The 26,077-nt window shown below is 58.6% G+C and carries 15 protein-coding genes, 2 tRNA genes, 3 rRNA genes and 1 pseudogene; 2 read left to right on the top strand and 19 right to left on the bottom strand.

Features of this window, described 5'->3' with window-relative positions:
• Window positions 1-398: 398 nt before the first annotated feature.
• The 6 genes and pseudogenes from ACRHIG_RS29300 to puuE all read right to left on the bottom strand — a co-directional run bounded on the left by ACRHIG_RS29300 (window position 399) and on the right by puuE (window position 9,234).
• On the bottom strand, window positions 399-1,901 hold the full coding sequence (locus ACRHIG_RS29300) for an adenosine deaminase family protein (protein ID WP_489628785.1): 1,503 nt from the start codon (window positions 1,899-1,901) through the stop codon (window positions 399-401).
• Between the two features lie 43 nt (window positions 1,902-1,944).
• The gene (gene guaD, locus ACRHIG_RS29305; protein WP_489628786.1) at window positions 1,945-3,261 is read right to left on the bottom strand and encodes a guanine deaminase; all 1,317 of its coding nucleotides are present in this window, start codon (window positions 3,259-3,261) and stop codon (window positions 1,945-1,947) included.
• Between the two features lie 9 nt (window positions 3,262-3,270).
• Window positions 3,271-4,350, bottom strand: a complete 1,080-nt coding sequence (gene xdhC / locus ACRHIG_RS29310) for a xanthine dehydrogenase accessory protein XdhC (RefSeq protein ID WP_489628787.1) — start codon at window positions 4,348-4,350, stop codon at window positions 3,271-3,273.
• A gap of 9 nt (window positions 4,351-4,359) precedes the next feature.
• A pseudogene (gene xdhB, locus ACRHIG_RS29315) lies at window positions 4,360-6,704 on the bottom strand (xanthine dehydrogenase molybdopterin binding subunit).
• A gap of 10 nt (window positions 6,705-6,714) precedes the next feature.
• The gene (gene xdhA / locus ACRHIG_RS29320; RefSeq protein WP_489628788.1) at window positions 6,715-8,181 is read right to left on the bottom strand and encodes a xanthine dehydrogenase small subunit; all 1,467 of its coding nucleotides are present in this window, start codon (window positions 8,179-8,181) and stop codon (window positions 6,715-6,717) included.
• A gap of 99 nt (window positions 8,182-8,280) precedes the next feature.
• Window positions 8,281-9,234, bottom strand: a complete 954-nt coding sequence (puuE, locus tag ACRHIG_RS29325; RefSeq protein ID WP_489628789.1) for an allantoinase PuuE — start codon at window positions 9,232-9,234, stop codon at window positions 8,281-8,283.
• Window positions 9,235-9,354: 120 nt separating this feature from the next.
• Here puuE and uraH point away from each other — a divergent pair, with 120 nt between their 5' ends.
• Window positions 9,355-9,708, top strand: a complete 354-nt coding sequence (gene uraH / locus ACRHIG_RS29330) for a hydroxyisourate hydrolase (protein ID WP_086145089.1) — start codon at window positions 9,355-9,357, stop codon at window positions 9,706-9,708.
• Window positions 9,709-9,916: 208 nt separating this feature from the next.
• Here the strand turns inward: uraH and rrf are convergent.
• From rrf to ACRHIG_RS29355, 5 genes are all read right to left on the bottom strand, one after another.
• A 5S ribosomal RNA gene (gene rrf / locus ACRHIG_RS29335) occupies window positions 9,917-10,029 on the bottom strand.
• A gap of 144 nt (window positions 10,030-10,173) precedes the next feature.
• Window positions 10,174-13,049 (bottom strand): 23S ribosomal RNA (locus ACRHIG_RS29340).
• Between the two features lie 248 nt (window positions 13,050-13,297).
• Window positions 13,298-13,373 (bottom strand) — tRNA-Ala (locus ACRHIG_RS29345).
• A gap of 27 nt (window positions 13,374-13,400) precedes the next feature.
• Window positions 13,401-13,477 (bottom strand) — tRNA-Ile (locus ACRHIG_RS29350).
• Window positions 13,478-13,575: 98 nt separating this feature from the next.
• A 16S ribosomal RNA gene (locus tag ACRHIG_RS29355) occupies window positions 13,576-15,104 on the bottom strand.
• The 16S, 23S and 5S rRNA genes sit together here with 2 tRNA genes alongside, the layout of an rRNA operon.
• 609 nt (window positions 15,105-15,713) lie before the next feature.
• On the opposite strand from ACRHIG_RS29355, the gene ACRHIG_RS29360 reads away from it, so the two are divergent.
• Window positions 15,714-17,702, top strand: coding sequence for a sigma-54-dependent Fis family transcriptional regulator (locus ACRHIG_RS29360; protein ID WP_489628790.1), 1,989 nt, complete (start codon window positions 15,714-15,716; stop codon window positions 17,700-17,702).
• Between the two features lies 1 nt (window position 17,703).
• On the opposite strand, the gene ACRHIG_RS29365 is transcribed toward ACRHIG_RS29360, so the two are convergent.
• The 8 genes from ACRHIG_RS29365 to adh all read right to left on the bottom strand — a co-directional run bounded on the left by ACRHIG_RS29365 (window position 17,704) and on the right by adh (window position 26,062).
• Window positions 17,704-18,714 carry an FAD:protein FMN transferase gene (locus ACRHIG_RS29365; protein WP_489628791.1) on the bottom strand — a complete coding sequence of 337 codons (1,011 nt, stop codon included), beginning with the start codon at window positions 18,712-18,714 and terminating at the stop codon, window positions 17,704-17,706.
• Entirely contained in the window at window positions 18,704-19,348 is a 645-nt protein-coding gene (locus tag ACRHIG_RS29370) for a 4Fe-4S binding protein (protein WP_489628792.1), read from the bottom strand. Before ACRHIG_RS29370 ends, ACRHIG_RS29365 begins: the two co-directional genes overlap by 11 nt.
• Window positions 19,237-19,587, bottom strand: coding sequence for a hypothetical protein (locus tag ACRHIG_RS29375; RefSeq protein WP_489628793.1), 351 nt, complete (start codon window positions 19,585-19,587; stop codon window positions 19,237-19,239). Before ACRHIG_RS29375 ends, ACRHIG_RS29370 begins: the two co-directional genes overlap by 112 nt.
• A 4-nt stretch (window positions 19,588-19,591) precedes the next feature.
• Window positions 19,592-20,764 carry an FMN-binding protein gene (locus tag ACRHIG_RS29380; protein ID WP_489628794.1) on the bottom strand — a complete coding sequence of 391 codons (1,173 nt, stop codon included), beginning with the start codon at window positions 20,762-20,764 and terminating at the stop codon, window positions 19,592-19,594.
• Window positions 20,765-20,860: 96 nt separating this feature from the next.
• Window positions 20,861-22,021, bottom strand: coding sequence for a porin (locus ACRHIG_RS29385; RefSeq protein ID WP_489628795.1), 1,161 nt, complete (start codon window positions 22,019-22,021; stop codon window positions 20,861-20,863).
• A gap of 286 nt (window positions 22,022-22,307) precedes the next feature.
• Window positions 22,308-24,044 (bottom strand): PQQ-dependent methanol/ethanol family dehydrogenase, encoded by a 1,737-nt coding sequence (locus ACRHIG_RS29390; RefSeq protein WP_489630892.1) that lies wholly within the window; start codon window positions 24,042-24,044, stop codon window positions 22,308-22,310.
• 51 nt (window positions 24,045-24,095) lie between these two features.
• On the bottom strand, window positions 24,096-24,485 hold the full coding sequence (locus tag ACRHIG_RS29395) for a DUF779 domain-containing protein (RefSeq protein WP_034756816.1): 390 nt from the start codon (window positions 24,483-24,485) through the stop codon (window positions 24,096-24,098).
• Between the two features lie 56 nt (window positions 24,486-24,541).
• Window positions 24,542-26,062: an aldehyde dehydrogenase gene (gene adh / locus ACRHIG_RS29400; protein WP_077399968.1), complete on the bottom strand. Its 1,521-nt coding sequence runs from the start codon at window positions 26,060-26,062 to the stop codon at window positions 24,542-24,544.
• Window positions 26,063-26,077 lie beyond the last annotated feature (15 nt).

The raw sequence follows: 26,077 nt of genomic DNA on the forward strand, positions 1-26,077 counted from the left end.
TTTATTTACTGCAAATACCCAGCTTCATACGATATCGCCCAGATGAATTGTGACTTTTTAATATCACCTTCATCCCACTATGCATCATCAAAAAATGGATGACAAATACGATTTTTTTTACATATTTATATATTTAAAATATAAATAGCATAGGGTAAGGAGCGAGATTGATATCGTGCTGACAGCGTTCGGGCTTATGGCGCGAGATTATAAATGAGCAATATGTACTTGAAATTGATTCATCCAGGAAATTGGATAAAGTCGCGTATCTGCCGTCAATTGTGTCGCATGGCCGCCACAACATTAACAAAACAACATTGCGGGTATTGGAGGGGAAAATGGAAAACGGCCGGAAGATCCGGCCGCTCTGAAAGTATCAGTTGCGAAGGTCGCGCAACTTACGGTTTGCTGCTCTTGCCTGCCTTGTCGGCCGCGGCAATTTGCGCTTCAAAACGGGTAAAACGGGTATCGAGCGCTTTCAGCAAACGTTGCTTGTCCGCTTCCGCCAGGAAGGAATAGCGCAAGCTGTTATACGACAGCTTTTTGATTTCCGCATAATCGGTCTTGTACTGGCTGGCAAACAGCACGTATTCATTCGACAGGGTATTGCGCGACACGCCCGCGTCGTCGGTGGAGATGACGAATGGCACGCCATACTTGCGGTACAGGGTAACCGGATGGGCCTGGCCCTTGATGCCGAGGATGTAATCGTTGCTGGTCAGGTTCACTTCCACAGGGATGCCCCGTTCACGCATCTTCTGCATGGTCGCCAGCGCATTGTGCTCGTAGGCGATATCCATGCCGTGGCCGATACGGTCGGCGCCCGCCACGTCGACGGCTTCGGCGATATGGAACGCCATGCCTTCCGGCGGCACCATGCCCAGCGCCAGCTCGCCCGCGTGCAGGGCGATCTTGACGTTCGGATATTTCGTCTTGAGGAACTTGAACATTTCCATGTGCAGGCTGTAATCGCGCATGGACACGTTCACGCTCTCCTGGCCCACGATGTTCACACCCACCAGCAGCGGATTCAGGCTCGCTGCCTTGAAAGCGGCCACCATGGACGAAAACACTTGCGATGGCGACAGGAAACGCAGCACATACGCCTGGTAGCGCATGGTGAAGTTGGCATCGTCGATGCCGGCGCTGCTGGCGTTCACATTGTCGTTATACGCGGTGATGCTCTTCTGGAAGCTGGCATCCTGCTCCAGGCTGGCGGTCCACTTGGCCAGCACGGCTTGCAACGCGGCCGGCGGCAAACCCGGCGCCAGCACCTGCTGGTCGAACTGCGCGTTCTGCACGAATGGCGACAGCTCGAAGATCGTCTCGATGTAGCTGAGGTTTTCCGCGATGGCGCGCTGCTTCAGCGCTTTCAGGCCATCGGCCGTATTTGTCGACGCCACGGGACCGAAGTAGCCGAAGGTGTCAAAAAAGGTACGGTCCGGCGGCGTCTGGATGGCGCCGTGGTTATAGAAATCCTTGGTCGACCAGCGCTGCAGCAATTCCGCATACAGGCCCGCATCGGCGAACACTTCCGTGGACGACAGGCAGCTGCGCTGTGCGGCCGGCTTGGCGCGCTCGGCCGCCACGACATCCTTGTTGCTTTCGATGCGGTAGGTCGTCTTGTTGACGCAATAGTTTTCCTTGTCGACCCAGTCGAGAAATTGCTCGGCATAAATGGCGCCCGAGTAATGGTGATGCAAATCACCGCCCTTGGGCATCATGGAAAAGAACAGGCTCAACTCGGCTGTCTTCGGCTGTGCACCGGCAAGCAGGGCAGCAAAATGGCGCGCCGTGGCCGCTTCGTTGGAAGACGGAGTGGCCACGGCCTTGGCGGCGTGCGCCGTTCCGGTCAATGCCAGCGCGGCGCCAAGCGCCAGGCCAGTGAGTTTCTTGTGCATTCGCGTTCTCGCTCAGGATAATTCGTGTTGAACAACGGGTAGGTCAGCCCTGCCCCCGCACATGCACGCATTGCCCGCCTGAATAGGTGGCGGCCACGGCGCGGTCGTCGCCCAGCAGCGCGAAGGCAAACAGCAATTCCTCCAGGCTTTGACAGCCAGCCGTGCGGCGCTCGAGCAGCGGCGTCGATTGCTTGTCGAGCACGATGAAGTCCGCTTCCGTGCCTGCCGTGAAATTGCCCAGCGTACCTTCCAGCTGCATGGCCCGTGCAGCGCCCAGCGTCGCCAGGTAAAACATGCGCAAGGCGGGCAGATAGCTGCCTTTCAAGCGTGCTACTTTATAGGCTTCGTTCATGGTTTGCAACATCGAGAACGAGGTGCCGCCACCCACGTCCGTAGCCAGCGACAGCAGCACTCTTGCCGCATCGGCCCGCTCGAAATCGAACAGGCCGCTACCGAGGAACAGGTTTGATGTAGGACAAATGGCGGCCGCCGAAGACGTTTCCGCCATGCGCGCGCGGTCGCGCTCATCGAGCCAGATGCAGTGGCCGAACATGGCGCGCGGGCGCAGCATGCCGTAGTGGTCATACACATCGAGATAGCTGCGCGCCTGCGGATGCAGTTCGCGCACCCAACGGCATTCATCTTCGTTTTCCGATACGTGGGTCTGTAAATAGGTATCCGGATAGGCGCGCGCCAGCTCGCCCGCCAGGTGCATCTGTTCATTTGTCGACGTCGGCACGAAACGGGGCGTGATCGCATACAGCGAGCGGCCGTGCTTGTGCCAGCGCTGGATCAGCTCTTCGCTGTCGCGCGCGCCGGACTCGGCCGTGTCGCGCAGGAACTCGGGGCAGTTGCGGTCCATCATGACCTTGCCCGCCACCATGCGCAAGCCGCGCGCCTCGCTGGCGCCAAAGAAGGCATCGACCGATTGCGGATGCACGCTGCCATACACCATGGCCGTCGTGGTGCCGCAGCGCAGCAGTTCATCGAGAAAGAACTCGGCGACATCGCGCGCATGCTCTGGGTTCTCAAACGCGCGTTCGGTAGGAAAAGTATACGTCTCCAGCCACGGCAGCAAACCGGGCGCGGGCGAGGCGATCATTTCCGTCTGCGGGAAATGCACATGCGTGTCGATAAAGCCGGGCACGATCAGCTTGCCCCGGTAATCGACGATCTGCGTGCCAGGCGGCAATGTCGCTTGCAGCTGCGCGTAATCACCGGCTGCCACCACCTTGCCATCGGCCACGATCAGCAAGCCGTCCGCATGCCAGGCGTGCGCCTCTTCGCTGAAAGCAGGATCGGCGTGGAAGTGCAGCAAGCTGGCACGGTAAGCTTGCAAAGTAGCAGGAACAATCGGCATGACTTCTTTCTATAAAGGATGAATGACCGCGCGCTGCTTGCGGCGCGGTGGCGCGCTGGCAGACGCCAGCCGCAGCGGTGCGGCCAGGGCGGCAGCGGCCGCTTCCTCCCACACCATGAGTAATTGACAGGCAACGGAGGCGGCGATCACGGCCGGTGCCTTGTTGCGGATACCGGGCATGCCGATCGGACACACCATGGCCGCAATGCGCTCGTCCGGCACGCCCCGCACCCGCAGCCGGTGCTCGAACTGCTTGCGTTTCGTGTGCGAACCGATCAAGCCGAACCAGCCCGCATCCTCGCGTGCCATGATGGCTTGCGTCAAGCGTTGATCCAGCGCATGGCTATGCGTCATGACCAGATAGCTGCCGCCTGGCGGCGCCATGGCGACGAATTCTTCGGGCGTGTCGGTGGCGGCGATGCGCACATTAGCTGGCAACCCCGCCGGCAATGCTGCGAGAAACATGTCTTCGCGTTCATCGACCCAGGTGACATTGCAGGGCAAGTGGGCCAGCGCACGCACGATGGCCGCCCCCACGTGACCGGCGCCAAACAAGGTCAGATGGGCGCGCGGCGCCAGGCAGGGGTCGACCAGCCAGCGCCGCCCTTCACTCCCCTGCGCGACATGGGTATTGCGTTCGCGTGAAAACGTGTCGGGCGCCTGGCCTGGTGTGCCGGCGATCAAGCTACCGGCGGCATCGAACAGCGCAGAGGCGGGTTCGCCATCGAGCGCCGTCAGGCGCCAGCTATCGTGCTGGCGGCGTTCACGCAAGGCGGCCAGCAATTCTTTCAGGCCGGCATCGACATATTCAAACGCCAGGTGGACGACACCGCCGCAGCATTGGCCCAGGCTGGGGCCCAGCGCAAAACGTTCGAACCGCGCGCGGGTGTCGCCCGTGGTCAGCATGGTCTTGGCGATTTCCACGGCGCGCAATTCCAGGTGGCCGCCGCCGATGGTGTCCACTTGGCCTTCGAGGGTGACGCGCATCTTCGCGCCCGCCTCGCGCGGCCCGGAACCTTCCACCAGGGCCACCGTCACCAGCACGGATGCCCGCGTGTCGTTCTCGATTGCCGTCAGCCAGTCGCTCATCGTCTGCTCCTAGGCGCCGACATGCGCCGCTTGGACGGCCATGACCGCCTTGAGGATTTCCTCGCTGGTGGCCGGTGCATTCAGCGGTGGCTGCACGGCGTGATGGCCCACGCTGGAAATGGCGTCGCGGATGGCAAAGAACACGGAAAACGGCAACAGCAGCGGCGGCTCGCCCACGGCTTTCGAGCGGTGGATGCTGTCTTCCACATTGCGGTTCTTGAACAGTTTCACACGGAAATCTTCGGGACAATCGGAAATGCCGGGAATCTTGTACGTCGACGGCGCATGCGTCATCAACTTGCCTGCCCCATTCCACCACAGCTGCTCCGTCGTCAGCCAGCCCATGCCCTGGATAAACGCGCCTTCCACTTGACCCAGATCAATCGCGGGATTCAATGACTGGCCCGCGTCGTACAAGGCATCGGCGCGCAGCAGTTTCCATTCGCCCGTCAAGGTATCGACCACCACTTCGGCCACGGCCGCGCCATACGCGTAGTAGGAAAACGGATGGCCCGTCATCGTCTTCGCATCCCACGACAGCCCGGGCGTGGCATAGAAACCGTCCGACCACAGTTGTACGCGGGCCAGGTACGCCTTCTGCACCAGCTCGGCAAACGGCACGACGTGACCATTGACGTGGATGTGCTTGTCGAAGAAGCGCACGCCAGCGGATTCGCCGCCGTACAGTCTGACCGCGTAATCGGCCAGGCGTTCACGGATCTGGCGTGCCGCGTCCTGCGCCGCCTTGCCGTTCAAGTCGGCGCCAGTGGATGCCGCCGTGGCCGACGTATTCGCCACCTTGCTGGTGTCGGTAGCCGTGGCGCGTACGCATTCGAGGTCCAGTCCCAGCTCGTGCGCCACTACCTGCATGACCTTGGTATTGATGCCCTGCCCCATTTCCGTGCCGCCATGGTTGACCAGCACGGAGCCATCCACGTACACGTGGACGAGGGCGCCGGCCTGGTTCAGATGCGTGACGTTGAAGGCGATGCCGAATTTCAAGGGCGTGAATGCCAGCCCCTTTTTCAGGACAGGACTGGCCTCATTAAAGGCGTCGATAGCGCGGCGGCGCGCCCGGTAATCGCTGCTCTCTTCCAGTTCCGCGACGAGTTCATGGATCACGTTGTCGACGATTTTTTGCCCGTACGGCGTGACGTTGCGCCCTTCCGCATCGTTGCGGCCATAGAAGTTGAGCAGGCGGATATCGAGCGCATCGCGTTGCAAATGGCGGGCGATTTCATCGATGACGTACTCGATGGCGATGGCGCCCTGCGGCCCGCCGAAGCCCCGGAAAGCCGTATTCGACTGCGTATTCGTCTTGCCGCAGGCGGCGCGGATGTCCACGTCGGACAAATAATAGGTGTTATCGAAGTGGCAGACGGCGCGCGTGGCGACGGGGCCGGACAAGTCCGCCGAATAGCCGGCGCGCGTGGTCATGTCGACCTTGGCGGCCAGGATCTTGCCATCGTCGTCGTAGCCCACTTCGTATTCATAGTAAAAACAGTGGCGCTTGCCCGTCACCAGCATGTCGTCGTCGCGGTCGGCGCGCAGTTTCACGGGACGCTTCAGTTTGGCCGCCGCGATCGACGCGGCCGCCGCCCACAGGGCCGACTGCGATTCCTTGCCGCCGAAACCTCCCCCATGCGCCGGCATTCGACCGTGATGTTGTGCGAATGCACGCCCAGCGCATGCGCCACCACGTGCTGCATCTCGCTCGGATGCTGGGTAGAACACAGCACCAGCATGCCCTGCGCTTCTTTCGGGATGGCGTAGGAAATCTGTCCTTCCAGATAAAACTGTTCCTGACCGCCCACATACAGCTGGCCCTTGACCACATGCGGCGCGCCCTCGAATGCGGCCTGGTAGTTGCCGCGTGTCAGCTGCATGGGCGGCAGCACATACGATTGCGCCGCCTTGGCCGCCTGCGGCGTCATGATCGCGGGCAACTCGTCATACGACACTTGCGCCAGGCGGGCGGCGCGGCGCGCATGGTCGTGCGTATCGGCCACCACAATAAAGATGGGCTGGCCCACGTATTGCACCAGATCAAAAGCCAGGATGGGATCATCGTGGATGATGGGGCCGCAATCATTGGTGCCGGGAATGTCCTGCGCCGTATAGACGGCGACGACCCCCTGCGCACTGCGCACGGCGGAGATATCCATGGCCGTGATGCGCGCGTGCGGCTTTTGCGACAGGCCCAGCGCCGCGTGCAAGGTGCCCTGCAGTTCGGCAATATCGTCCGTGTACGTGGCTTGCCCCAGCACATGCAGTTGCGCCGATTCATGGGGGCTGGGCTTGCCCACGGCGGCCCAGGCGGCCGCTTGCAGTTCGGGCGTGGCAGGATAATTCATGCTGGTCCTTTCAGGCGCGGCAAGCGTAGGCGTTGAGGGACGTCGGGGGCAAAGGCGCACCGGGACGGGTTTCCAGCCAGAAGCGGCGCAACAGGTTCTGCGCCGTCGTCATGCGATAGGTGTTCGACGCACGCATGTCCGACATGGGAGCGTAATCGTCAGCCAGCAGGCGCATGGCGATAGTCAGATTTTCCTCACTCCATTCCTGTCCGCGCAAGAATGCTTCCGTCTGCGCGGCACGCTGCGGCGTGGCCGCCATGCCGCCAAAGGCGATACGCGCATCCACGATGCGCTCGCCGTCGAGCTGGAAGGCGAACGCGGCGCACACGGCCGAGATATCCTGGTCGAAGCGCTTGGCCAGTTTATACGTGCGGAAATACACATCGGCACGGGGTAAGGGCACCCGCACGGCTTCGACGAATTCACCGGGCTGCAAGTCTTTCTTCTGATAGCCCAAATAGAACTTTTCAAGCGGCATGATCCGCTGCCCGGCCGGGCCGCGCAGCACGATATCGCTGCCCAGCGCAATCAGCCACGGCATCGAGTCGCCGATGGGGGAACCATTCGCCACATTGCCGCCCAAAGTACCCGCGTTGCGGATCGGCAAGGAAGCAAAACGCTGCCACAGTTCCGACAATTCGTCCGGATAATACCGGCACAGCGCCGCATACGCATCGTTCAGGCTGGCGCCGGCGCCAATCTGCAGCTTGCCGTCAACGATGCCGATGGTTTTCAGCGCGGCCACATTGCCCAGATAAATGATGTCGCCCAGGTCGCGCAGTTGCTTGGTGACCCACAAGCCCACGTCCGTGGAACCGGCCAGCAGGCAGGCCCGCGGTTTTCCCGCGCGCAACGCCACCAGTTCATCGATGGTACGCGGCGCGTGGAAGTGCTGGCCGCCATGTTCATAGGTACTCACGCTGACGCGCTGCAGCGCCTGCAATTGCTGCGCCAAGGCATCGCGGTCAAACGTGACGTGCGGCAACTCCCCCATGCGCCTGGCGGCGTCGATGATGGGCCGGTAACCGGTGCAGCGGCACAGATTGCCCGACAGCGTATCGTCGATTTCGCAGCGCGTGGGCGTGGCGCCACTTTTCTCCAGATACATGCCCCACAAGGACATGACGAAGCCGGGCGTGCAAAAACCGCACTGGGAACCGTGGCACTCGACCATCGCCTGCTGCACCGGATGCAAGGCGCCATCAGGCTGCTGCAAGTCTTCCACGGAAAACAGGGCCTTGCCATCGAGCGTGGGCGTCAGCTGAATGCAGGCGTTGACGGCTTTCATCTCGACCTGGCCATCCACCAGGCTGCCGATGACGACGGTGCAGGCGCCGCAATCGCCCTCGGCGCAGCCCTCCTTGGTGCCCGTGCAATGCAAATCCTCGCGCAGGTGCTGCAACACAGTCTGCGTAGGGGCGGCGTTGCGTACTTCCTGTACGGCACCACGGTAGTAAAAGCGGATCGGTTCTGACATGCTGGCCTCGGTATAGTCCCAGTATAGGAGATTAACACCGGCATATGGGACAACTATATGCAAAGACTGATTTTACTTATCATCCAATATCAATATGCATCAGATAGTGCAGGGATGCGTCGCATGCCAGTGTTCGGCGATATCGATGCGGCGCGTGATCCAGACCTGCTCATGGCGCTGTATATAGTCGAGGAAGCGCGCCAGCGCCGCGGCCCGTCCCGGCCGCCCCACCAGGCGGCAATGCAGGCCGATGGACAGCATCTTCGGCTGGTTCAAGCCGTTCGGATCGCCTTCCGCGTACAGCACGTCGAAGGCATCCTTCAGGTAATCGAAAAACTGCGTGCCCGAATTAAAGCCCTGCATGGCGGCAAAGCGCATGTCGTTCGTATCCAGGGTGTAGGGCACGATCAGCTGCGGCTGCATGGCCGGCATGCCGGCCGCGTCCGTGTACGCCACCTTTTCCCAGAATGGCAGGTCATCGCCGTAATAATCGGCGTCGTAGCGGAAGCCGCCATGCTCGACCACCAGTTTGCGCGTATTCGGAGAGTCGCGCCCCGTGTACCAGCCTTGCGGGGAGGAACCCGTCAATTCGCGGATGATCTGCACGGCTACACGCATGTGTTCGCGCTCCGTCGCTTCGTCCATGTTTTGGTAGGAAATCCAGCGCAAGCCGTGGCAGGCGATTTCATGCCCCAGTTCCTGGAAGGCGGCCACCGCCTCCGGATTGCGTTTCAACGCCATCGATACGCCAAACACCGTCAATGGCAGGCGCCGCTCCTCGAACATGCGCAGCAAACGCCAGAGTCCGGCACGCGAACCGTATTCATAAATCGACTCCATGCTCAGGTGGCGCGCAGGAAAAGCGGCCGCACCGATCATTTCCGACAAAAACGTTTCCGAGGCGGCATCGCCATGCAGCACGCTGTTTTCCGCCCCTTCCTCGTAATTGAGAACGAATTGCAGGGCGATGCGGGCCTTGCCCGGCCATTGAGGATGCGGTGGCGTGCGGCCATAGCCGATCAAGTCGCGCGGATAATTTTCATAAGTGCTCATGCGGTGGCTCGCCTATAGGAGACAATGTTGGTTATACGCCCAATCATATAGCCAGGTGCTGACGCAGGTATATGATTTGCACGATAAGCACATTCACTCACCCTATATACAGGATAGCAAATGGGAAAACTCAGCACGCATGTACTCGATATCGCCCACGGCAGGCCGGGAGCCGGCGTCAAGGTGGCCCTGTTTTCGGTCGCGCCGGAAGGTAAAGTGTTATTGAAGATGGATATAACCAATAGCGACGGCCGCTGCAGTTCCCCCTTGCTGGAAGGAGACAGCATGAAAGCGGGCCAGTATGAGCTGGTATTCAATGCCGGCGATTATTTCGCCGCCCAAGGCGTGGAATTGCCCTCGCCCCGCTTCATCGATCTGGTGACGCTGTCCTTCGGCATTGCACATACGGATGAGAACTACCACGTGCCGCTGGTGGTGTCGCCGTGGTCATACTCGACCTATCGCGGTAGCTGATCTCCCACCATACCAACAATGTTGTCGGATTACGCGCTGCGCGCTAATCCGACCTACCCGGTATGGTTGATGCTGGCCGATGTCCGTCGGCGTAGGTCAGCGTAGGTCGGCTTAGCGCAGCGTAAGCCGACAAGCACCGGCACAAAACCACCAGACGAAAAAAACCCGCCAATTGCTTGACGGGTTTTTCTCTTACTGCGAATAACAAGCCTGACGATAACCTACTTTCACACTGGTTGCAGCACTATCATCGGCGCAAAGTTGTTTCACGGTCCTGTTCGGGATGGGAAGGGGTGGGACCAACTTGCTATGGTCATCAGGCATAACTTGTACCGGCATTTGTCCTCAGTGGAGCGACAAAGCCATGAATCTGGAAGAAGCGGATTATTTAGAATTTTGGGTAATGATTGCGATCAACAACTTCGCAACATGTACTTTCTTATCCTCTGTACCTGCTAAGGTTATAGGGACAAGCCGTACGGGCAATTAGTACTGGTTAGCTTAATGCATTACTGCACTTCCACACCCAGCCTATCAACGTCCTGGTCTCGAACGACCCTTCAAAGAGCTCAAGGCTCTGGGAAATCTCATCTCAAGGCAAGTTTCCCGCTTAGATGCTTTCAGCGGTTATCTCTTCCGAACTTAGCTACCCGGCAATGCCACTGGCGTGACAACCGGTACACCAGAGGTTCGTCCACTCCGGTCCTCTCGTACTAGGAGCAGCCCCCTTCAAATTTCCAACGCCCACGGCAGATAGGGACCAAACTGTCTCACGACGTTTTAAACCCAGCTCACGTACCACTTTAAATGGCGAACAGCCATACCCTTGGGACCGGCTACAGCCCCAGGATGTGATGAGCCGACATCGAGGTGCCAAACTCCCCCGTCGATATGAACTCTTGGGAGGAATCAGCCTGTTATCCCCAGAGTACCTTTTATCCGTTGAGCGATGGCCCTTCCATACAGAACCACCGGATCACTATGTCCTACTTTCGTACCTGCTCGACTTGTCAGTCTCGCAGTTAAGCACGCTTATGCCATTGCACTATCAACACGATGTCCGACCGTATCTAGCGTACCTTCGAACTCCTCCGTTACACTTTAGGAGGAGACCGCCCCAGTCAAACTGCCTACCATGCACTGTCCCCGATCCGGATAACGGACCAAGGTTAGAACCTCAAACAAACCAGGGTGGTATTTCAAGGTTGGCTCCACGAGAACTAGCGTCCCCGCTTCAAAGCCTCCCACCTATCCTACACAGATTGGTTCAAAGTCCAATGCAAAGCTACAGTAAAGGTTCATGGGGTCTTTCCGTCTAGCCGCGGGTAGATTGCATCATCACAAACATTTCAACTTCGCTGAGTCTCGGGAGGAGACAGTGTGGCCATCGTTACGCCATTCGTGCAGGTCGGAACTTACCCGACAAGGAATTTCGCTACCTTAGGACCGTTATAGTTACGGCCGCCGTTTACTGGGACTTCAATCAAGAGCTTGCACCCCATCATTTAATCTTCCAGCACCGGGCAGGCGTCACACCCTATACGTCCACTTTCGTGTTTGCAGAGTGCTGTGTTTTTATTAAACAGTCGCAGCCACCAGTTTATTGCAACCCTTTCACCCTCATGGAGTAAACCATTCAAGCTACCGGGGCGTACCTTTTCCCGAAGTTACGGTACCAATTTGCCGAGTTCCTTCTCCCGAGTTCTCTCAAGCGCCTTAGAATACTCATCTCGCCCACCTGTGTCGGTTTGCGGTACGGTCTCGTATGACTGAAGCTTAGAGGCTTTTCTTGGAACCACTTCCGATTGCTTCGTGAACAAGTTCACTCGTCCCATCCCCTTGAATTCCGCGCCCGGATTTGCCTAAGCGCCTTCTATGAGACAGAAACTGACTATTCCAACAGTCAGACAACCTTCCGCGATCCGTCCCCCCATCGCATCATACGACGGTGCAGGAATATTAACCTGCTTCCCATCAGCTACGCATCTCTGCCTCGCCTTAGGGGCCGACTCACCCTGCTCCGATGAACGTTGAACAGGAAACCTTGGGCTTACGGCGTGGAGGCTTTTCACCCCCATTATCGCTACTCATGTCAGCATTCGCACTTCTGATACCTCCAGCATCCTTTACAAGACACCTTCGCAGGCTTACAGAACGCTCTCCTACCATATCCAATAAAGGATATCCGCAGCTTCGGTGACTGGCTTAGCCCCGTTACATCTTCCGCGCAGGACGACTCGATCAGTGAGCTATTACGCTTTCTTTAAATGATGGCTGCTTCTAAGCCAACATCCTGACTGTTTTAGCCTTCCCACTTCGTTTTCCACTTAGCCAATCTTTGGGACCTTAGCTGGCGGTCTGGGTTGTTTCCCTCTTGACGCCGGACGTTAGCACCCGACGTCTGTCTCCCAAGCTCGCACTCATCGGTATTCGGAGTTTGCAATGGTTTGGTAAGTCGCAATGACCCCCTAGCCATAACAGTGCTCTACCCCCGATGGTGATACTTGAGGCACTACCTAAATAGTTTTCGGAGAGAACCAGCTATTTCCAAGTTTGTTTAGCCTTTCACCCCTACCCACAGCTCATCCCCTAATTTTTCAACATTAGTGGGTTCGGACCTCCAGGGCGTGTTACCGCACCTTCATCCTGGCCATGAGTAGATCACTTGGTTTCGGGTCTACACCCAGCGACTGATCGCCCTATTCGGACTCGATTTCTCTACGGCTTCCCTATCTGGTTAACCTTGCCACTGAATGTAAGTCGCTGACCCATTATACAAAAGGTACGCAGTCACGGAACAAGTCCGCTCCTACTGTTTGTATGCACACGGTTTCAGGATCTATTTCACTCCCCTTCCGGGGTTCTTTTCGCCTTTCCCTCACGGTACTGGTTCACTATCGGTCGATTACGAGTATTTAGCCTTGGAGGATGGTCCCCCCATATTCAGACAGGATGTCACGTGTCCCGCCCTACTTGTCGTACGCTTAGTACCACCGGTCCGATTTCACATACGGGGCTATCACCCGCTATGGCTCCCATTTCCAGGGGATTCTGTTATCGGTCCGACTATCACGTACAGGCTCCTCCCATTTCGCTCGCCGCTACTTTGGGAATCTCGGTTGATTTCTTTTCCTGCAGCTACTTAGATGTTTCAGTTCGCCGCGTTCGCCTTGCATACCTATGTATTCAGTATGCAATACCCTAAAAGGGTGGGTTGCCCCATTCGGAAATCTGCGGATCAAAGTGTGTTTGCTCACTCCCCGCAGCTTATCGCAAGCTACTACGTCCTTCATCGCCTGTAATCGCCAAGGCATCCACCATGTGCACTTATTCGCTTGTCCCTATAACGTTAGCCTCTTCATTCTTTCGAACGAAAAGAGCGCTACAGGGATAAGAAAGTACAACGTTGTTGCTTGTTTGTTGATACATACAATCATTACCCATCGATCTGCTTGTTACGGCAAACCGATCAATAAATAATCTTTACTTCTTCCAGATTGTTAAAGAACGAAACAGCTTTGATCGCTAAAAGATCAAATCTAAACCTGAGCCTATTTGACTGGCTTACATTTGTACTTTTGGTAAAACGTGGTGGAGGATGACGGGATCGAACCGACGACCCCCTGCTTGCAAAGCAGGTGCTCTCCCAGCTGAGCTAATCCCCCAGGATATTTTTACGACTCGGGTCTTACTGGTAGGGCTGGTTGGACTCGAACCAACGACCCCCGCGTTATCAACACGGTGCTCTAACCAGCTGAGCTACAGCCCCAACGCGGAACTACGACGACTACTGTTTCTTCTTAATTAAACAGCCGATAAGTGTGAACATTTGATGCGTGAATCATTACTGATTCGTGCAAACTCTAGAAAGGAGGTGATCCAGCCGCACCTTCCGATACGGCTACCTTGTTACGACTTCACCCCAGTCACGAATCCTACCGTGGTAAGCGCCCTCCTTACGGTTAAGCTACCTACTTCTGGTAAAACCCGCTCCCATGGTGTGACGGGCGGTGTGTACAAGACCCGGGAACGTATTCACCGCGACATGCTGATCCGCGATTACTAGCGATTCCAACTTCATGCAGTCGAGTTGCAGACTACAATCCGGACTACGATACACTTTCTGCGATTAGCTCCCCCTCGCGGGTTGGCGGCGCTCTGTATGTACCATTGTATGACGTGTGAAGCCCTACCCATAAGGGCCATGAGGACTTGACGTCATCCCCACCTTCCTCCGGTTTGTCACCGGCAGTCTCATTAGAGTGCCCTTTCGTAGCAACTAATGACAAGGGTTGCGCTCGTTGCGGGACTTAACCCAACATCTCACGACACGAGCTGACGACAGCCATGCAGCACCTGTGTACTGGTTCTCTTTCGAGCACTCCTCAATCTCTCGAGGATTCCAGCCATGTCAAGGGTAGGTAAGGTTTTTCGCGTTGCATCGAATTAATCCACATCATCCACCGCTTGTGCGGGTCCCCGTCAATTCCTTTGAGTTTTAATCTTGCGACCGTACTCCCCAGGCGGTCTACTTCACGCGTTAGCTGCGTTACCAAGTCAATTAAGACCCGACAACTAGTAGACATCGTTTAGGGCGTGGACTACCAGGGTATCTAATCCTGTTTGCTCCCCACGCTTTCGTGCATGAGCGTCAATCTTGACCCAGGGGCTGCCTTCGCCATCGGTGTTCCTCCACATATCTACGCATTTCACTGCTACACGTGGAATTCTACCCCCTCTGCCAGATTCTAGCCTTGCAGTCTCCAATGCAATTCCCAGGTTGAGCCCGGGGATTTCACATCAGACTTACAAAACCGCCTGCGCACGCTTTACGCCCAGTAATTCCGATTAACGCTTGCACCCTACGTATTACCGCGGCTGCTGGCACGTAGTTAGCCGGTGCTTATTCTTCAGGTACCGTCATTAGCAAGAGATATTAGCTCTCACCGTTTCTTCCCTGACAAAAGAGCTTTACAACCCGAAGGCCTTCTTCACTCACGCGGCATTGCTGGATCAGGCTTTCGCCCATTGTCCAAAATTCCCCACTGCTGCCTCCCGTAGGAGTCTGGACCGTGTCTCAGTTCCAGTGTGGCTGGTCGTCCTCTCAGACCAGCTACTGATCGATGCCTTGGTAGGCTTTTACCCTACCAACTAGCTAATCAGATATCGGCCGCTCCACGAGCATGAGGTCTTGCGATCCCCCACTTTCATCCGTAGATCGTATGCGGTATTAGCGTAACTTTCGCTACGTTATCCCCCACTCCAGGGTACGTTCCGATATATTACTCACCCGTTCGCCACTCGCCACCAGAGCAAGCTCCGTGCTGCCGTTCGACTTGCATGTGTAAGGCATGCCGCCAGCGTTCAATCTGAGCCAGGATCAAACTCTTCAGTTTAATCTCTGTTACTTTGCCCTTTTACAGGCACCGTCATTGCTGACGGGTCGCTCACTTCAAAAACAACTGACAGGCCACTTCTTGCGAAGCGTCCTATTTCATTTATTTATTCGTGAACATTTGATATTTTAAGTTAGACGCCAATCCGAAGATTGGCGCTGCACTTACATCAAATGCCCACACTTATCGACTGTTAATTGTTAAAGAACGGTATTCGGTGCTACTTTCGCGCTATCGACAAAGCGTTGTGTTTGTCAGCTGCGAAGAAGGAAGAGTATGAAGCGTTTCAGCTAATTCGTCAACCTTCTTTTTTCACCCTGCTTTACTCGGCATTTGCATGCGTCGTTCAGCGAGGGGGCGAATTATAGCCCTGGCCCGTGCGGCCTGCAAGCGCTATTTTCCCGCGCCGTGAAACGGCCCTGGCACCGCACTTGCTTATACAGCCCCATGCACTGCCCCTGATGGTAGCAACTCTGAGCCTGGCAGCAACACTGGGGACAGCCCGGCTCGCTTTGCTTTGCTCCTATCTGTGACAGGTGCTACATTATGGAACACTCTCGATATTCAAAAGAGCGCCGCAGTACAGGGCCCAACGGAGGCAACGAGATCATGTATCAACCCTCAGCTACTTACCGTAGCGCACCGTTTTCGTCCATCGCGGACGCGAACTCTTTGCCGGCAGGACAGGACAATGTCCCCGTCATCATCGAAACGTCCCATCAGCGTTCCGTCGCATTTGGCCTGTCGCCCACGGCCACGCCCGACTTTACGCCAGCCGGCAAATCCGATCTGTCCTTGCTGATCGAGCAAAACCGCATGCTGCACACGCATGCGCTGCCGGCCATGGAAACGCTGTACCAGCAAATCGTCAACACCCACAATATGGTGATACTGACGGATGCCAATGGCGTGATCGTGCATTCGCTGGGCGACGATGATTTCCTGGAGAAAGCCAACCGCGTCGCCTTGCAGCCGGGCGTGGCATGGTCGGAACAAAGCCGGGGCACGAATGCCATCGGCACGGCCATCACGGAAAAAGTACCGACGTTGGTCCATGCGGACCAGCACTACCTGGCCGCCAATCATTTCCTGACATGCTCCGCGGCACCGATCACCGACCATCGGGGCAATGTCATCGGCGTACTGGACGTGTCCAGCGACCAGCGCAGTTTTCACAAGCATACGATGGCCCTCGTGCGCATGTCGGCACTGATGATCGAAAATCAGCTCTTTTCCGCCACCTTTGAAGACGCCATCACCGTGCACTTCCACGCGCGCCCCGAATTCATCGGCACCTTAATGGAAGGCATCGCCTCGTTCACACCGGGTGGGCGGTTTTTATCGGCCAACAAGAATGGCTTGTTCCAGTTGGGCCTGTCATTTGCTGCGCTGCAATCGCACACGTTCAGCTCCCTGTTCGGCTTGCCCGTTTCCGCCCTGTACGACCATTACCGTACGGCCTCACCCGGTTTGCTGAACCTCTGCATGCACAGCGGCGTGCGCGTGTACGGGCGCGCGCAGTTGCGCCTGTCCAATAGCGTCTTCCAGCACGGCTTTACTACCAGCACCGATCACAGCGACATCAACGCCGTGCCGGCCCAGGTGCCCGCGCCGGCCAGCCATGCGGCCAATGCGGCGCGGCGCCTGTCCGGCTTGCGCTACCTGCGCACGGGCGATCCGCAGCTGGAACTGGTGATCGAAAAGGTCAACAAAGTATTGGGGCGCGATATTCCCATCCTCGTCATGGGCGAAACAGGGACTGGCAAGGAATTGCTGGCGCAAGCCATCCATAACGACTCGCCACGGGCCATGGGACCGTTTATTGCCGTCAACTGCGCATCCATCCCGGAAACCCTGATCGAATCCGAACTGTTCGGCTATGAAGACGGGGCATTCACGGGCGCACGCAAGAAAGGGGCCATCGGCAAGATACTGCAAGCCAATGGCGGCACCCTGTTCCTCGACGAAATCGGCGACATGCCGTTCGGCTTGCAGGCACGTCTGTTGCGTGTGTTGCAGGAACGCATGGTCACGCCGCTGGGCAGCAGCAAATCGATCACGGTCAATGTGGAACTCATTTGCGCCACGAATCACAACTTGCGCGAACGCATGGCCAAGGGACTGTTCCGCGAAGACTTGTATTACCGCCTCAATGGCCTGGTGGTCAAACTGCCGCCCCTGCGCGAGCGCACGGACCTCGACACGGTCGTGAAGAAAATCCTCGCGACGGAAGCACCTGACACGCGTTACACGGTGGCGCCCGACATCCTGCGCCTGTTCCACCAACATAAATGGCCAGGCAACTTCCGCCAACTGACCAATCTGTTGCGCACGGCCATCGTCATGGCGGGCGACGAGCATGAAATCTGTTTGCGCCACATGCCCGATGATTTCCTCGACGATATTGAGATGACGCAAGCGACTGCCGCCAGCGCCAGCACGGACCGCATGATCGCAGCCGGCGCCAACCTGGAAGAGATGGAGCAAAGCGTGATCCTCAAGTCGCTGGACGCCCACGGTGGCAACGTCTCGGCTACGGCGCGGGCCCTGGGCGTGTCGCGCAACACGATCTATCGCAAGGTGCCGCACCTGAAATAGCCTAGAGTAGACGGGGAAAGCCAGGCGACATCTTGCGCCCGCCCTGCTTGTCGATGGTCATCAGGTCGACCCCGTCCATCCGCGCGGCCATGGCATGCGCACGCGCGGCCCCCGTCACCATGAAGGTTGTCGACAAGCCATCGGCCAGCAAGCCCGTAGGCGCCAGCACGGTCACGCTGGCCAATTCGCCAGGCGAATCGCCTTTCGCAGGATCGAAGATGTGGTGATGCACGAAATCGGGCGTGAACGTGCATTCGTAATCGCCCGACGTGGCCACGCTGCGCCCCTCCACTTTCAAGGTGGCCGCCAGAATTTCCGCGTCGCGCGGGTCCTGGATGCCCAAAGTCCACGGGCGCCGCACGGCACGCTGCCCGCGCGCGACGAACTCGCCCGTGTCGAGCAGCGCGTGCCGCACGCCGCGTGCCTGCACGGCCGCCAGCGCCATGTCGGCCGCGTAACCTTGCGCCAGGCCATTCAAGGTCAGCGCCATGCCGGGCTGAAGAAAACGCACTTCCCGGCGATCCCACGCCAGTTGCCGCCAGCCTACCCGCGCCCGCGCCGCGTGGAGCAATGCTTCCGCCGGTAAACTTGCCTGGTCTGCCGCCGCGCGAAACAGCTGCCATAAAGGTTGCACGGTGATATCAAACGCCCCGTCGCTCCATTGCGACAAGGCTTGCGCCTGCGCCAGCACCGTCAGCAGATGGGCATTCGGCCGGGCCAGGCGGCCGTCACGGTTCAACTGAAAGACTTGGCTGGCAGGATTGTAAATGCTCATCAGGTGGTCGATATTCCTGGCCGCATGCAAAGCGTCCTCAATGGCCAGTTCGGCCTGGCGCTGATCGTGGTGCAACACGGTGACGGCGATCGTCGTGCCAAACGCCAGGGCGGCGCCTTGATAGAGGCGCACGCCGGACGCCGTGGCCGTGCCGCGCGCCATGCTGCCAGGCAAGATCACGCCCGCCATGCCGGCCACGCTGCCGATCGCTGCGGAAATAAAGGTTCTACGCTGCATTGCTGCTCTCCTTTGCCGTGGCCCGGACAATGGGAATGGTGCGGGCACGCTTGATTTCCAGCATCAAGGGTGCGCATTTTTCATCGCTGGCATAGATCACCACACAATCCATGCACTGGAAACATTCGCCATAATCGACTTTGCCGCTCGGCGCAATGGCATGATGCTCGCAACGGTGGCGGCAAGTCTGGCACGGCGTGCCGCATTCCTTGCGGCGCGGAATCCAGTTGAACAAGCGAAAGCGCCCCAGCAGCGCCAGCGCCGCACCAAACGGGCACAGGTAGCGGCAAAAGAATTTGTAGGAAACACTGCTGAGCAACAGCAAGCCCACGGCATATGCGACGAAGGGCCAGGCGCGCACGAAGTTCAGGGTAATGGCCGTCTTGAACGGTTCCAGCTCCACCAGCTTGTCCGTGATCTGGCTGGAAAACATGTTGCTGCCGAGTATGGCCGCCAGCAAGCCATACTTGATCCACTTCAAGCGATCGTCCAGACGCGGCTTGATCTTCCACTGCGGCAAGCTCAGCCACTGCCCCAGCTTGCCAGTGAATTCCTGCAGGGCGCCAAACGGGCACAGCCAGCCGCAAAACGTGCCGCGCCCCCAGATAAAAAAGTGAGCAACACGAACGCCCATACGATCACCGTCATCGGGTCGAACAGGAAAAAGCCCAGACTGCGCCCAGCCAGCAGTGCCTGGATCACCCCCGTGATGTTGACGATCGATAACTGCCCCTGGGCGTAATAACCGATGAAGGCGATGGTAAACAACAGAAACAGACGGCGGAACCACACGAATTGCCGGCCATTACGCACCAGGCGTTTCTGCCAGGCCAAGGCGCCGGCCAGCAGCGCCAGCCCGGCCATCAAGATCAACAGTTCAGCCTTGCGCCCCTTCCACGTACCGCGCCAGCCGGCATCGTCGCCTTGCGGCGCCGTATAGAACCCGGCCGGCAGGCGGTAGCTGAAATCCACGTTGCGCGCGATACGTTCCGGATACACGATACCCTTGCTGCGCGTAATCGGCATGGTGAACGCCAGCGGGCTGGCCGCATCGAGCCCCGCCTGGCTGATGACGCGGAAGACGGCGATATTGTCCGTCGGTAACGCCCCCATCAGACAAGCTCAATTCCAGGTCCAGGTCGCGCATGTCGATGGGCAAACCATCCTGCTTGAGCAACAGCCTGTCCGGCACGGTGCCGCGCACGAAATCGTCGCCCAGCACGCTGTAGCGCCCGCGCGACATGACGAGGATGGCGTGGTCGCCCTCGTCGAGGCGGTTGCGCAGCTTGTTCCAGCTGCGTTCCGTCAACAGGTTGCGTCCCACCGTGGGCACGGAAACATAGGCCAGGTACAGGTCGATGAACACGCCGTCCGGCTCGCGCTGCGCCTCGGCATCGAGTCCAGCACCATTGCTGCCTGCAAACAGGGTTTCGATGTCCTTGTTGCTCAGGCGTACATGCTGGATCAAGCCTTGCGCCAGCATCTGCGCCACGCTGAGTTTCTCGAACACCTCCATGCGGATGCGGGCGATCTGGTCCGGGTCGCGGCCTTGCGCGAATCCGAGCTTCTTGCGCGACACTTTCAAGGCGGACGCCAGCACGCTCTGGTTGATGATGCGCACGGAGGCCGTCGCCTTCGACACGCCGTCGATATCGGCGTGCGTGGCATCGGCTGCACGTTTCTTCCTGGCATCGATGGCGATATTTTGCTTGAGCGACAAGCCCTGGTACTGTTTGACGAACTGAAACAATGGCGCTTCACCTAGGCCATCGAGAAACACGGGTTCGTGCTGCGACAGCACGGCCACGTCCAGAAAACTGCCCTGCGGATTGATGGCGATCAACAGGTTGACGGGAACGCCGGAAAAGCCGGGAATCGGCGCCAGGTCCACCGACTCAAACACATAACCGACCAGCTCAGTGGCCGTGGCGTTTTGCTTGAACAGGGGCCAGACGGGCAGCTCGGCTTCCTTCTCGCCGACGACGAGGGGCGCAGGGAAGCGCCGCGCCAGCTCGGCCTTGGTGAGCACGCCGGCCCACGCCTGTCCCAAGATAAACAGGAATAGCCAGCATCCGATGAACAACCGCATTATCCGCATGCATTGCACTCCGTGCGGCGCCGCAGCTTCCGGCGCCGCTTTCATTAATTAGAAGAAAATGATGCCGCCCAAGGACACGCCATTCATCTTCGCTTCGCCGCCCATAAAGCCTTTCGAGCGCGTCTGGCCCAGCTCGCCCACCAGGGTGATCGCGCTGTTGAGCGAGTAGTACGCGCCAAGGGTCAGGTTGGCGTTCGACTTCAAGCCACCCGTGCCGGCCGTGTTGTCGTCGTTCTTGCTGATGCCGTAGGACAAGCCCAGCTTCAGCTTGTCCGTCGTTTTATACGTGCCTTGCAGCAGCCAGTTCTTCGACTTGGTATCGCCCTGGTCCGCATCGGACAAGATACCGAGTCCCTTGCCGCCCTGGAAGTTGAACAGCACGCCAGCCGGGCCCATCTGGTACGAAGCGCCCATTTCCACGCCGCGCATGGTCAGGTCATCGACACCGGGTGTTTTCGAGGTGAATTTTTGCGATTTCACACCCAGCCAGGCTTTCAAGCCCTCCTGCGCATATGTCAGCTGCGCCTGCACTTGCGGACTGGACTTCGAAGAATAAGTCGAGCCTGCCACGATGGGCGTATCGGACACAGGGCTGACCAGCGCCACGTCGGCGCCAAAACCGCTGGACTTCGGCGTGCTGTACATGATCTGGCCATAGTTGCCCAGATAGGTATAGCCGGCGCCGATATGGCCCAGGGTCACCCGGCCCCGCTGCGTGGCCTGTACGGGCGCGCCCGAGCCCAACAATGTCATGTCGGACAGGATCGCATTCGCGCCGAAGATGCCGTAGTCGCGGCCCAGCTTGAAGGTGCCCATCTGCTCATTGCCAAACGTAAAAAAGGCCTGGCGCACGTCGACCACGCTGTTCTGGCTGATGGCGCTGTCGGTGGCCGTCGAGTTGTAGATGCCGATCAAGGCCTTCACGTCGTACTCGCCCAGGCGCGAGCTTGCCGAGGTGATCAAGCCGTTCGGCAACAAGCCGTTGCCGATGGTCGTGCGGTCCTTCTCTCCGCCGCAGCCGAGCGCCTGGCCGCCCAGCGCCAGCCCGCCCACCGCATCGCCCGAACACGATACTTGCGTGTAATAGGCGTTGACGATGCCGCCCACCGACACGGTCCAGTCGCCAGCCTTGATATCGACGGCTTGCGCCTGCCCTAGCGCTGCGATTGTCATGACACCCACGCTCCCCAGCTTGATCAATGTGTTCATTGCTTCTCCTCTTTCTTCTCTGTTTTTAGTGTGCACACCAATGATTGATGTACCTCAAGCTTTGGCAATAAGCATGCCCAGCACGGTTCACAGGGAAAAAGAGAAAAAGCGCATATAAGGTGTGCAGCGGCGGATCAATGGCCGCTGGCGTTGTTCCTTTTTTGACCGCCGGCACATTGATCGAGCGCCGGCGTAAACAAAAAACTGACGGCCTGGGCCGTCAGCAAAAGAAAACGCCCGGCGGACAGGGAGACACCCATCCGTGTGGCCCGGGCGCTTCGCCCCGTTACTTCGACGCCAGCTTGAAGACCCACACGGAACCGCCTTGTTCCAGGAAGTTGACCTTCTTCGCCACTTCGCCGCCCCACAGCGGCACGGCGCCGCCCCAGCCGGAAACGACGGCCACGTATTGCGTGTCGCCATCCTGCCAGGTGACGGGTGGCGCCACGACGCCGGAGCCCGTCTGGAATTTCCACAGCTCCTTGCCCGTCTTCGCGTCGACGGCTTTCAGGAAGCCTTCCGGCGTGCCGTAGAACACCAGGTTGCCTGCCGTACTCATCACCCCGCCCCACAGCGGCGCGTTGTTCTTGATTTCCCAGACGATCTTGCCCGTCTTCGGATCGACGGCGCGCATGGCGCCGATGTAGTCGTCAAACAGAGGCTTGATGGTGAAACCGGCACCGAGGAAGGCGCCGCCCTTCTTGTAGCTGATCGGCTCGTTCCAGATATCCATGCCCCATTCATTCGCCGGCACGTAGAACAGCTTGGTTTGCGGCGAGTAGGCCATCGGCATCTGGTTTTTTGCCCCGAGGAAAGCGGGCGCGGCAAACACGGTCGTGCCCTTCTTGCCTTCTTCTCCCTTGGTCGGGTCGCCAGGGCGGCCGGCGGGAATGAAGTTCGGCCGGCCCGTCTTCAGGTCGATGCTGCTGGCCCAGGTGATTTTCTTGACGAACGGAAAGGCGTTCTGCAGCTTGCCGTTGGCCGCATCGATGACGTAGAAGAAACCGTTGCGGTCGGCCTTGCCGCCGTAGCGCTTGCCATCCATGTCGAAGGTGACGAACTCGTTGGCGCCGTCGAAATCCCAGGCGTCATTCGGCGTGTTCTGATACGCCCACTTGATCTGCCCCGTTTTCACGTCGAGCGCCACGGTGGACGACGAATACAGATTGTCGCCGGGACGCAAGTGGCTGTTCCATGGCGCCGGGTTGCCGGTGCCAAAGTAAGCGAGCTTGGTCTGCGGATCGTAAGTGCCGCCCATCCACGTCGAGGCGCCGCCCGTTTTCCACAGGTCGCCCGGCCAGGTCTTGTTCACGGTGCCGGACACACCGTTATCGATGGCCTTGCCATCCTTGTCGTAACGGTGGCCCATATGGCCTTCCACCGTGGGACGGCTCCACACGAGGTCGCCCGTCATCGGGTTGCGCGCCTCGACCCGGCCGACGATGCCGAATTCCCCGCCCGACACGCCCGTCAGCAGCAAGCCTTCGGCGATCAGCGGCGCCGCCGTCATCGAGTAGCCGGCCGCATAGTCGTCGACCTTTTCCTTCCAGACGATCTTGCCCGTGTTCTGGTCCAGCGCCACCAGGTAGGCGTCGAGCGTGCCGAAAATCACCAGGTTGCCGTACAGCGCGGCGCCGCGGTTGACCACGTCGCAGCAGGGCATGATGCCGTCCGGCAAGCGATGCTCATATTTCCACAGTTTGGCGCCCGTTTTCAGGTCAACGGCAAAGATACGCGAATACGATGCCGTGACGAACATCTTGCCGTTGTGAATCAAGGGCTGCGATTCCTGGCCCCGCTGTTTTTCGCCGCCGAACGAGAACGACCAGGCCGGCACCAGCCTGGCCACGGTCTTGTCATTGATTTGCGTCAATGGCGAATAGCGCTGCCCTTGCGTGCCCATGCCGAACGACAGCACGCTGGACGGATTCTTCGCCGTGCTGTCGAGCATGGCGGTGGTGACATTGCCCACGTCGGCCGCCTGGACCAGCGATGCCAAACCCAAACCGATGAGTATCCCCATGATGTTTTTCTGCACAATCATCTCCCTCTGTTTTATTAGTATGTGTGTGTATCAAGTCTTGCGGTGTTCATGCGGCTGGGCATGCAACAAGGCGCACTCTTCATCGGTGAACAGGCGTGAGCGCGTCAAGAAGCGCTTGCCCGTACCGTTGTCGAGTGAAAACATGCCGCCATTGCCATCGACCACATCGATAATCAACTGGGTATGCTCCCAGTACTCGAATTGCTCGAGTCCCATGTAGAACGGTGTGCCATTCAAATTGCCGAGATAGATGTCGGTATCGCTGACATCGAATTCGCCCAGCGCATAGCACATGGGCGCACTGCCGTCGCAGCAGCCGCCGGACTGGAAAAACATCAGCGGGCCGTGACGCTGGCGCAACTTGTCCATCATTTCCAGCGCCGCATCGGTGGCGACCACCCTGGCAATTGCTGCACTCATGGCATCCCTTTCTGCGCGCCGCGCCTGGTTGAACAGGCGCGGCGCCTGTTGCCGGTTTAGAAGAAGCCCAGCGCTTTCGGGCTATAGCTCACCAGCAAGTTCTTCGTTTGCTGGTAGTGGTCGAGCATCATCTTGTGGTTTTCGCGGCCGATGCCCGATTGCTTGTAGCCGCCGAACGCGGCGTGGGCCGGATACAGGTGGTAGCAATTGGTCCACACGCGGCCCGCCTGGATGGCGCGGCCCATGCGGAAGGCGCGCGAACCGTCACGCGTCCACAGGCCGGCGCCCAGGCCGTACAAGGTGTCGTTGGCAATCGCCAGCGCGTCGGCCTCGTCCTTGAAGGTCGTCACGGAGACGACCGGTCCGAAAATTTCTTCCTGGAAGATGCGCATCTTGTTGTTGCCCTTGAACACGGTCGGACGCACGTAGTAGCCGCCTTCCAGGTCGCCCGCCTGCGTGTTGCGCTCGCCGCCGGCCAGCACTTCGGCGCCTTCCTGGCGGCCGATGTCGAGGTAGGACAGGATTTTTTCCAGCTGCTCCTGCGACGCCTGCGCACCGATCATGGTGGACGAGTCGAGCGGATTGCCCTGCTTGATGGCGGCCACGCGCTTCAAGGCCCGTTCGATGAATTTCTCGTAGATCGATTCCTGGATCAGCACGCGCGATGGGCAGGTGCACACTTCGCCTTGATTCAGCGCAAACATCGCAAAGCCTTCCAGGCACTTGTCGAAATACTCGTCGTCCGCATCCATCACGTCTTCAAAGAAGATATTCGGCGATTTGCCGCCCAGCTCCAGGGTGACGGGAATCAGGTTTTGCGCCGCGTAGCCCATGATCAGGCGGCCCGTGCCCGTTTCACCCGTAAAGGCAATCTTGGCGATGCGCTTGCTCGACGCCAGCGGCTTGCCCGCTTCCAGGCCGAAACCGTTGATGATGTTCAATACGCCCGGCGGCAGCAGGTCGCCGATCAGCTCGATCAACACCATGATGGAAGCGGGGGTTTGCTCGGCCGGTTTCAGGACGACGCAATTGCCGGCGGCCAGGGCTGGCGCTAGTTTCCACACAGCCATCAGAATCGGGAAATTCCACGGAATGATCTGGCCCACGACGCCCAGCGGCTCATGGTAGTGATAGGCATAGGTTTCCGCGTCGATTTGCGCGACGGAACCTTCCTGCGCGCGGATGCAGCCGGCGAAGTAGCGGAAATGGTCGATGGCCAGCGGAATGTCGGCATTCATCGTTTCACGGATCGGCTTGCCGTTGTCGATGGTTTCCGCCGTGGCGATCAGGCTCAGGTTCTGTTCGATGCGGTCGGCGATGCGGTTCAGGATATTGGCGCGCTCGGCAGGCGAAGTCTTGCCCCAGGCCTCCTTGGCGGCATGGGCGGCATCCAGCGCCAGCTCGACGTCTTCCGTCGTGGAACGGGCGATTTCGCAAAACGGCAAGCCGGTGATCGGCGTAATGTTGGGAAAGTATTCACCTTTTACTGGTGCAACGAATTTGCCGCCGATGTAATTGTCATAGCGTTGTTTGAAGGGATTGGCTACGCCCAGTTTGCTGATGTCTGCGAGATTCATGTCGTCCTCTATCGG

This window comes from Janthinobacterium sp. C22 (assembly GCF_057919405.1).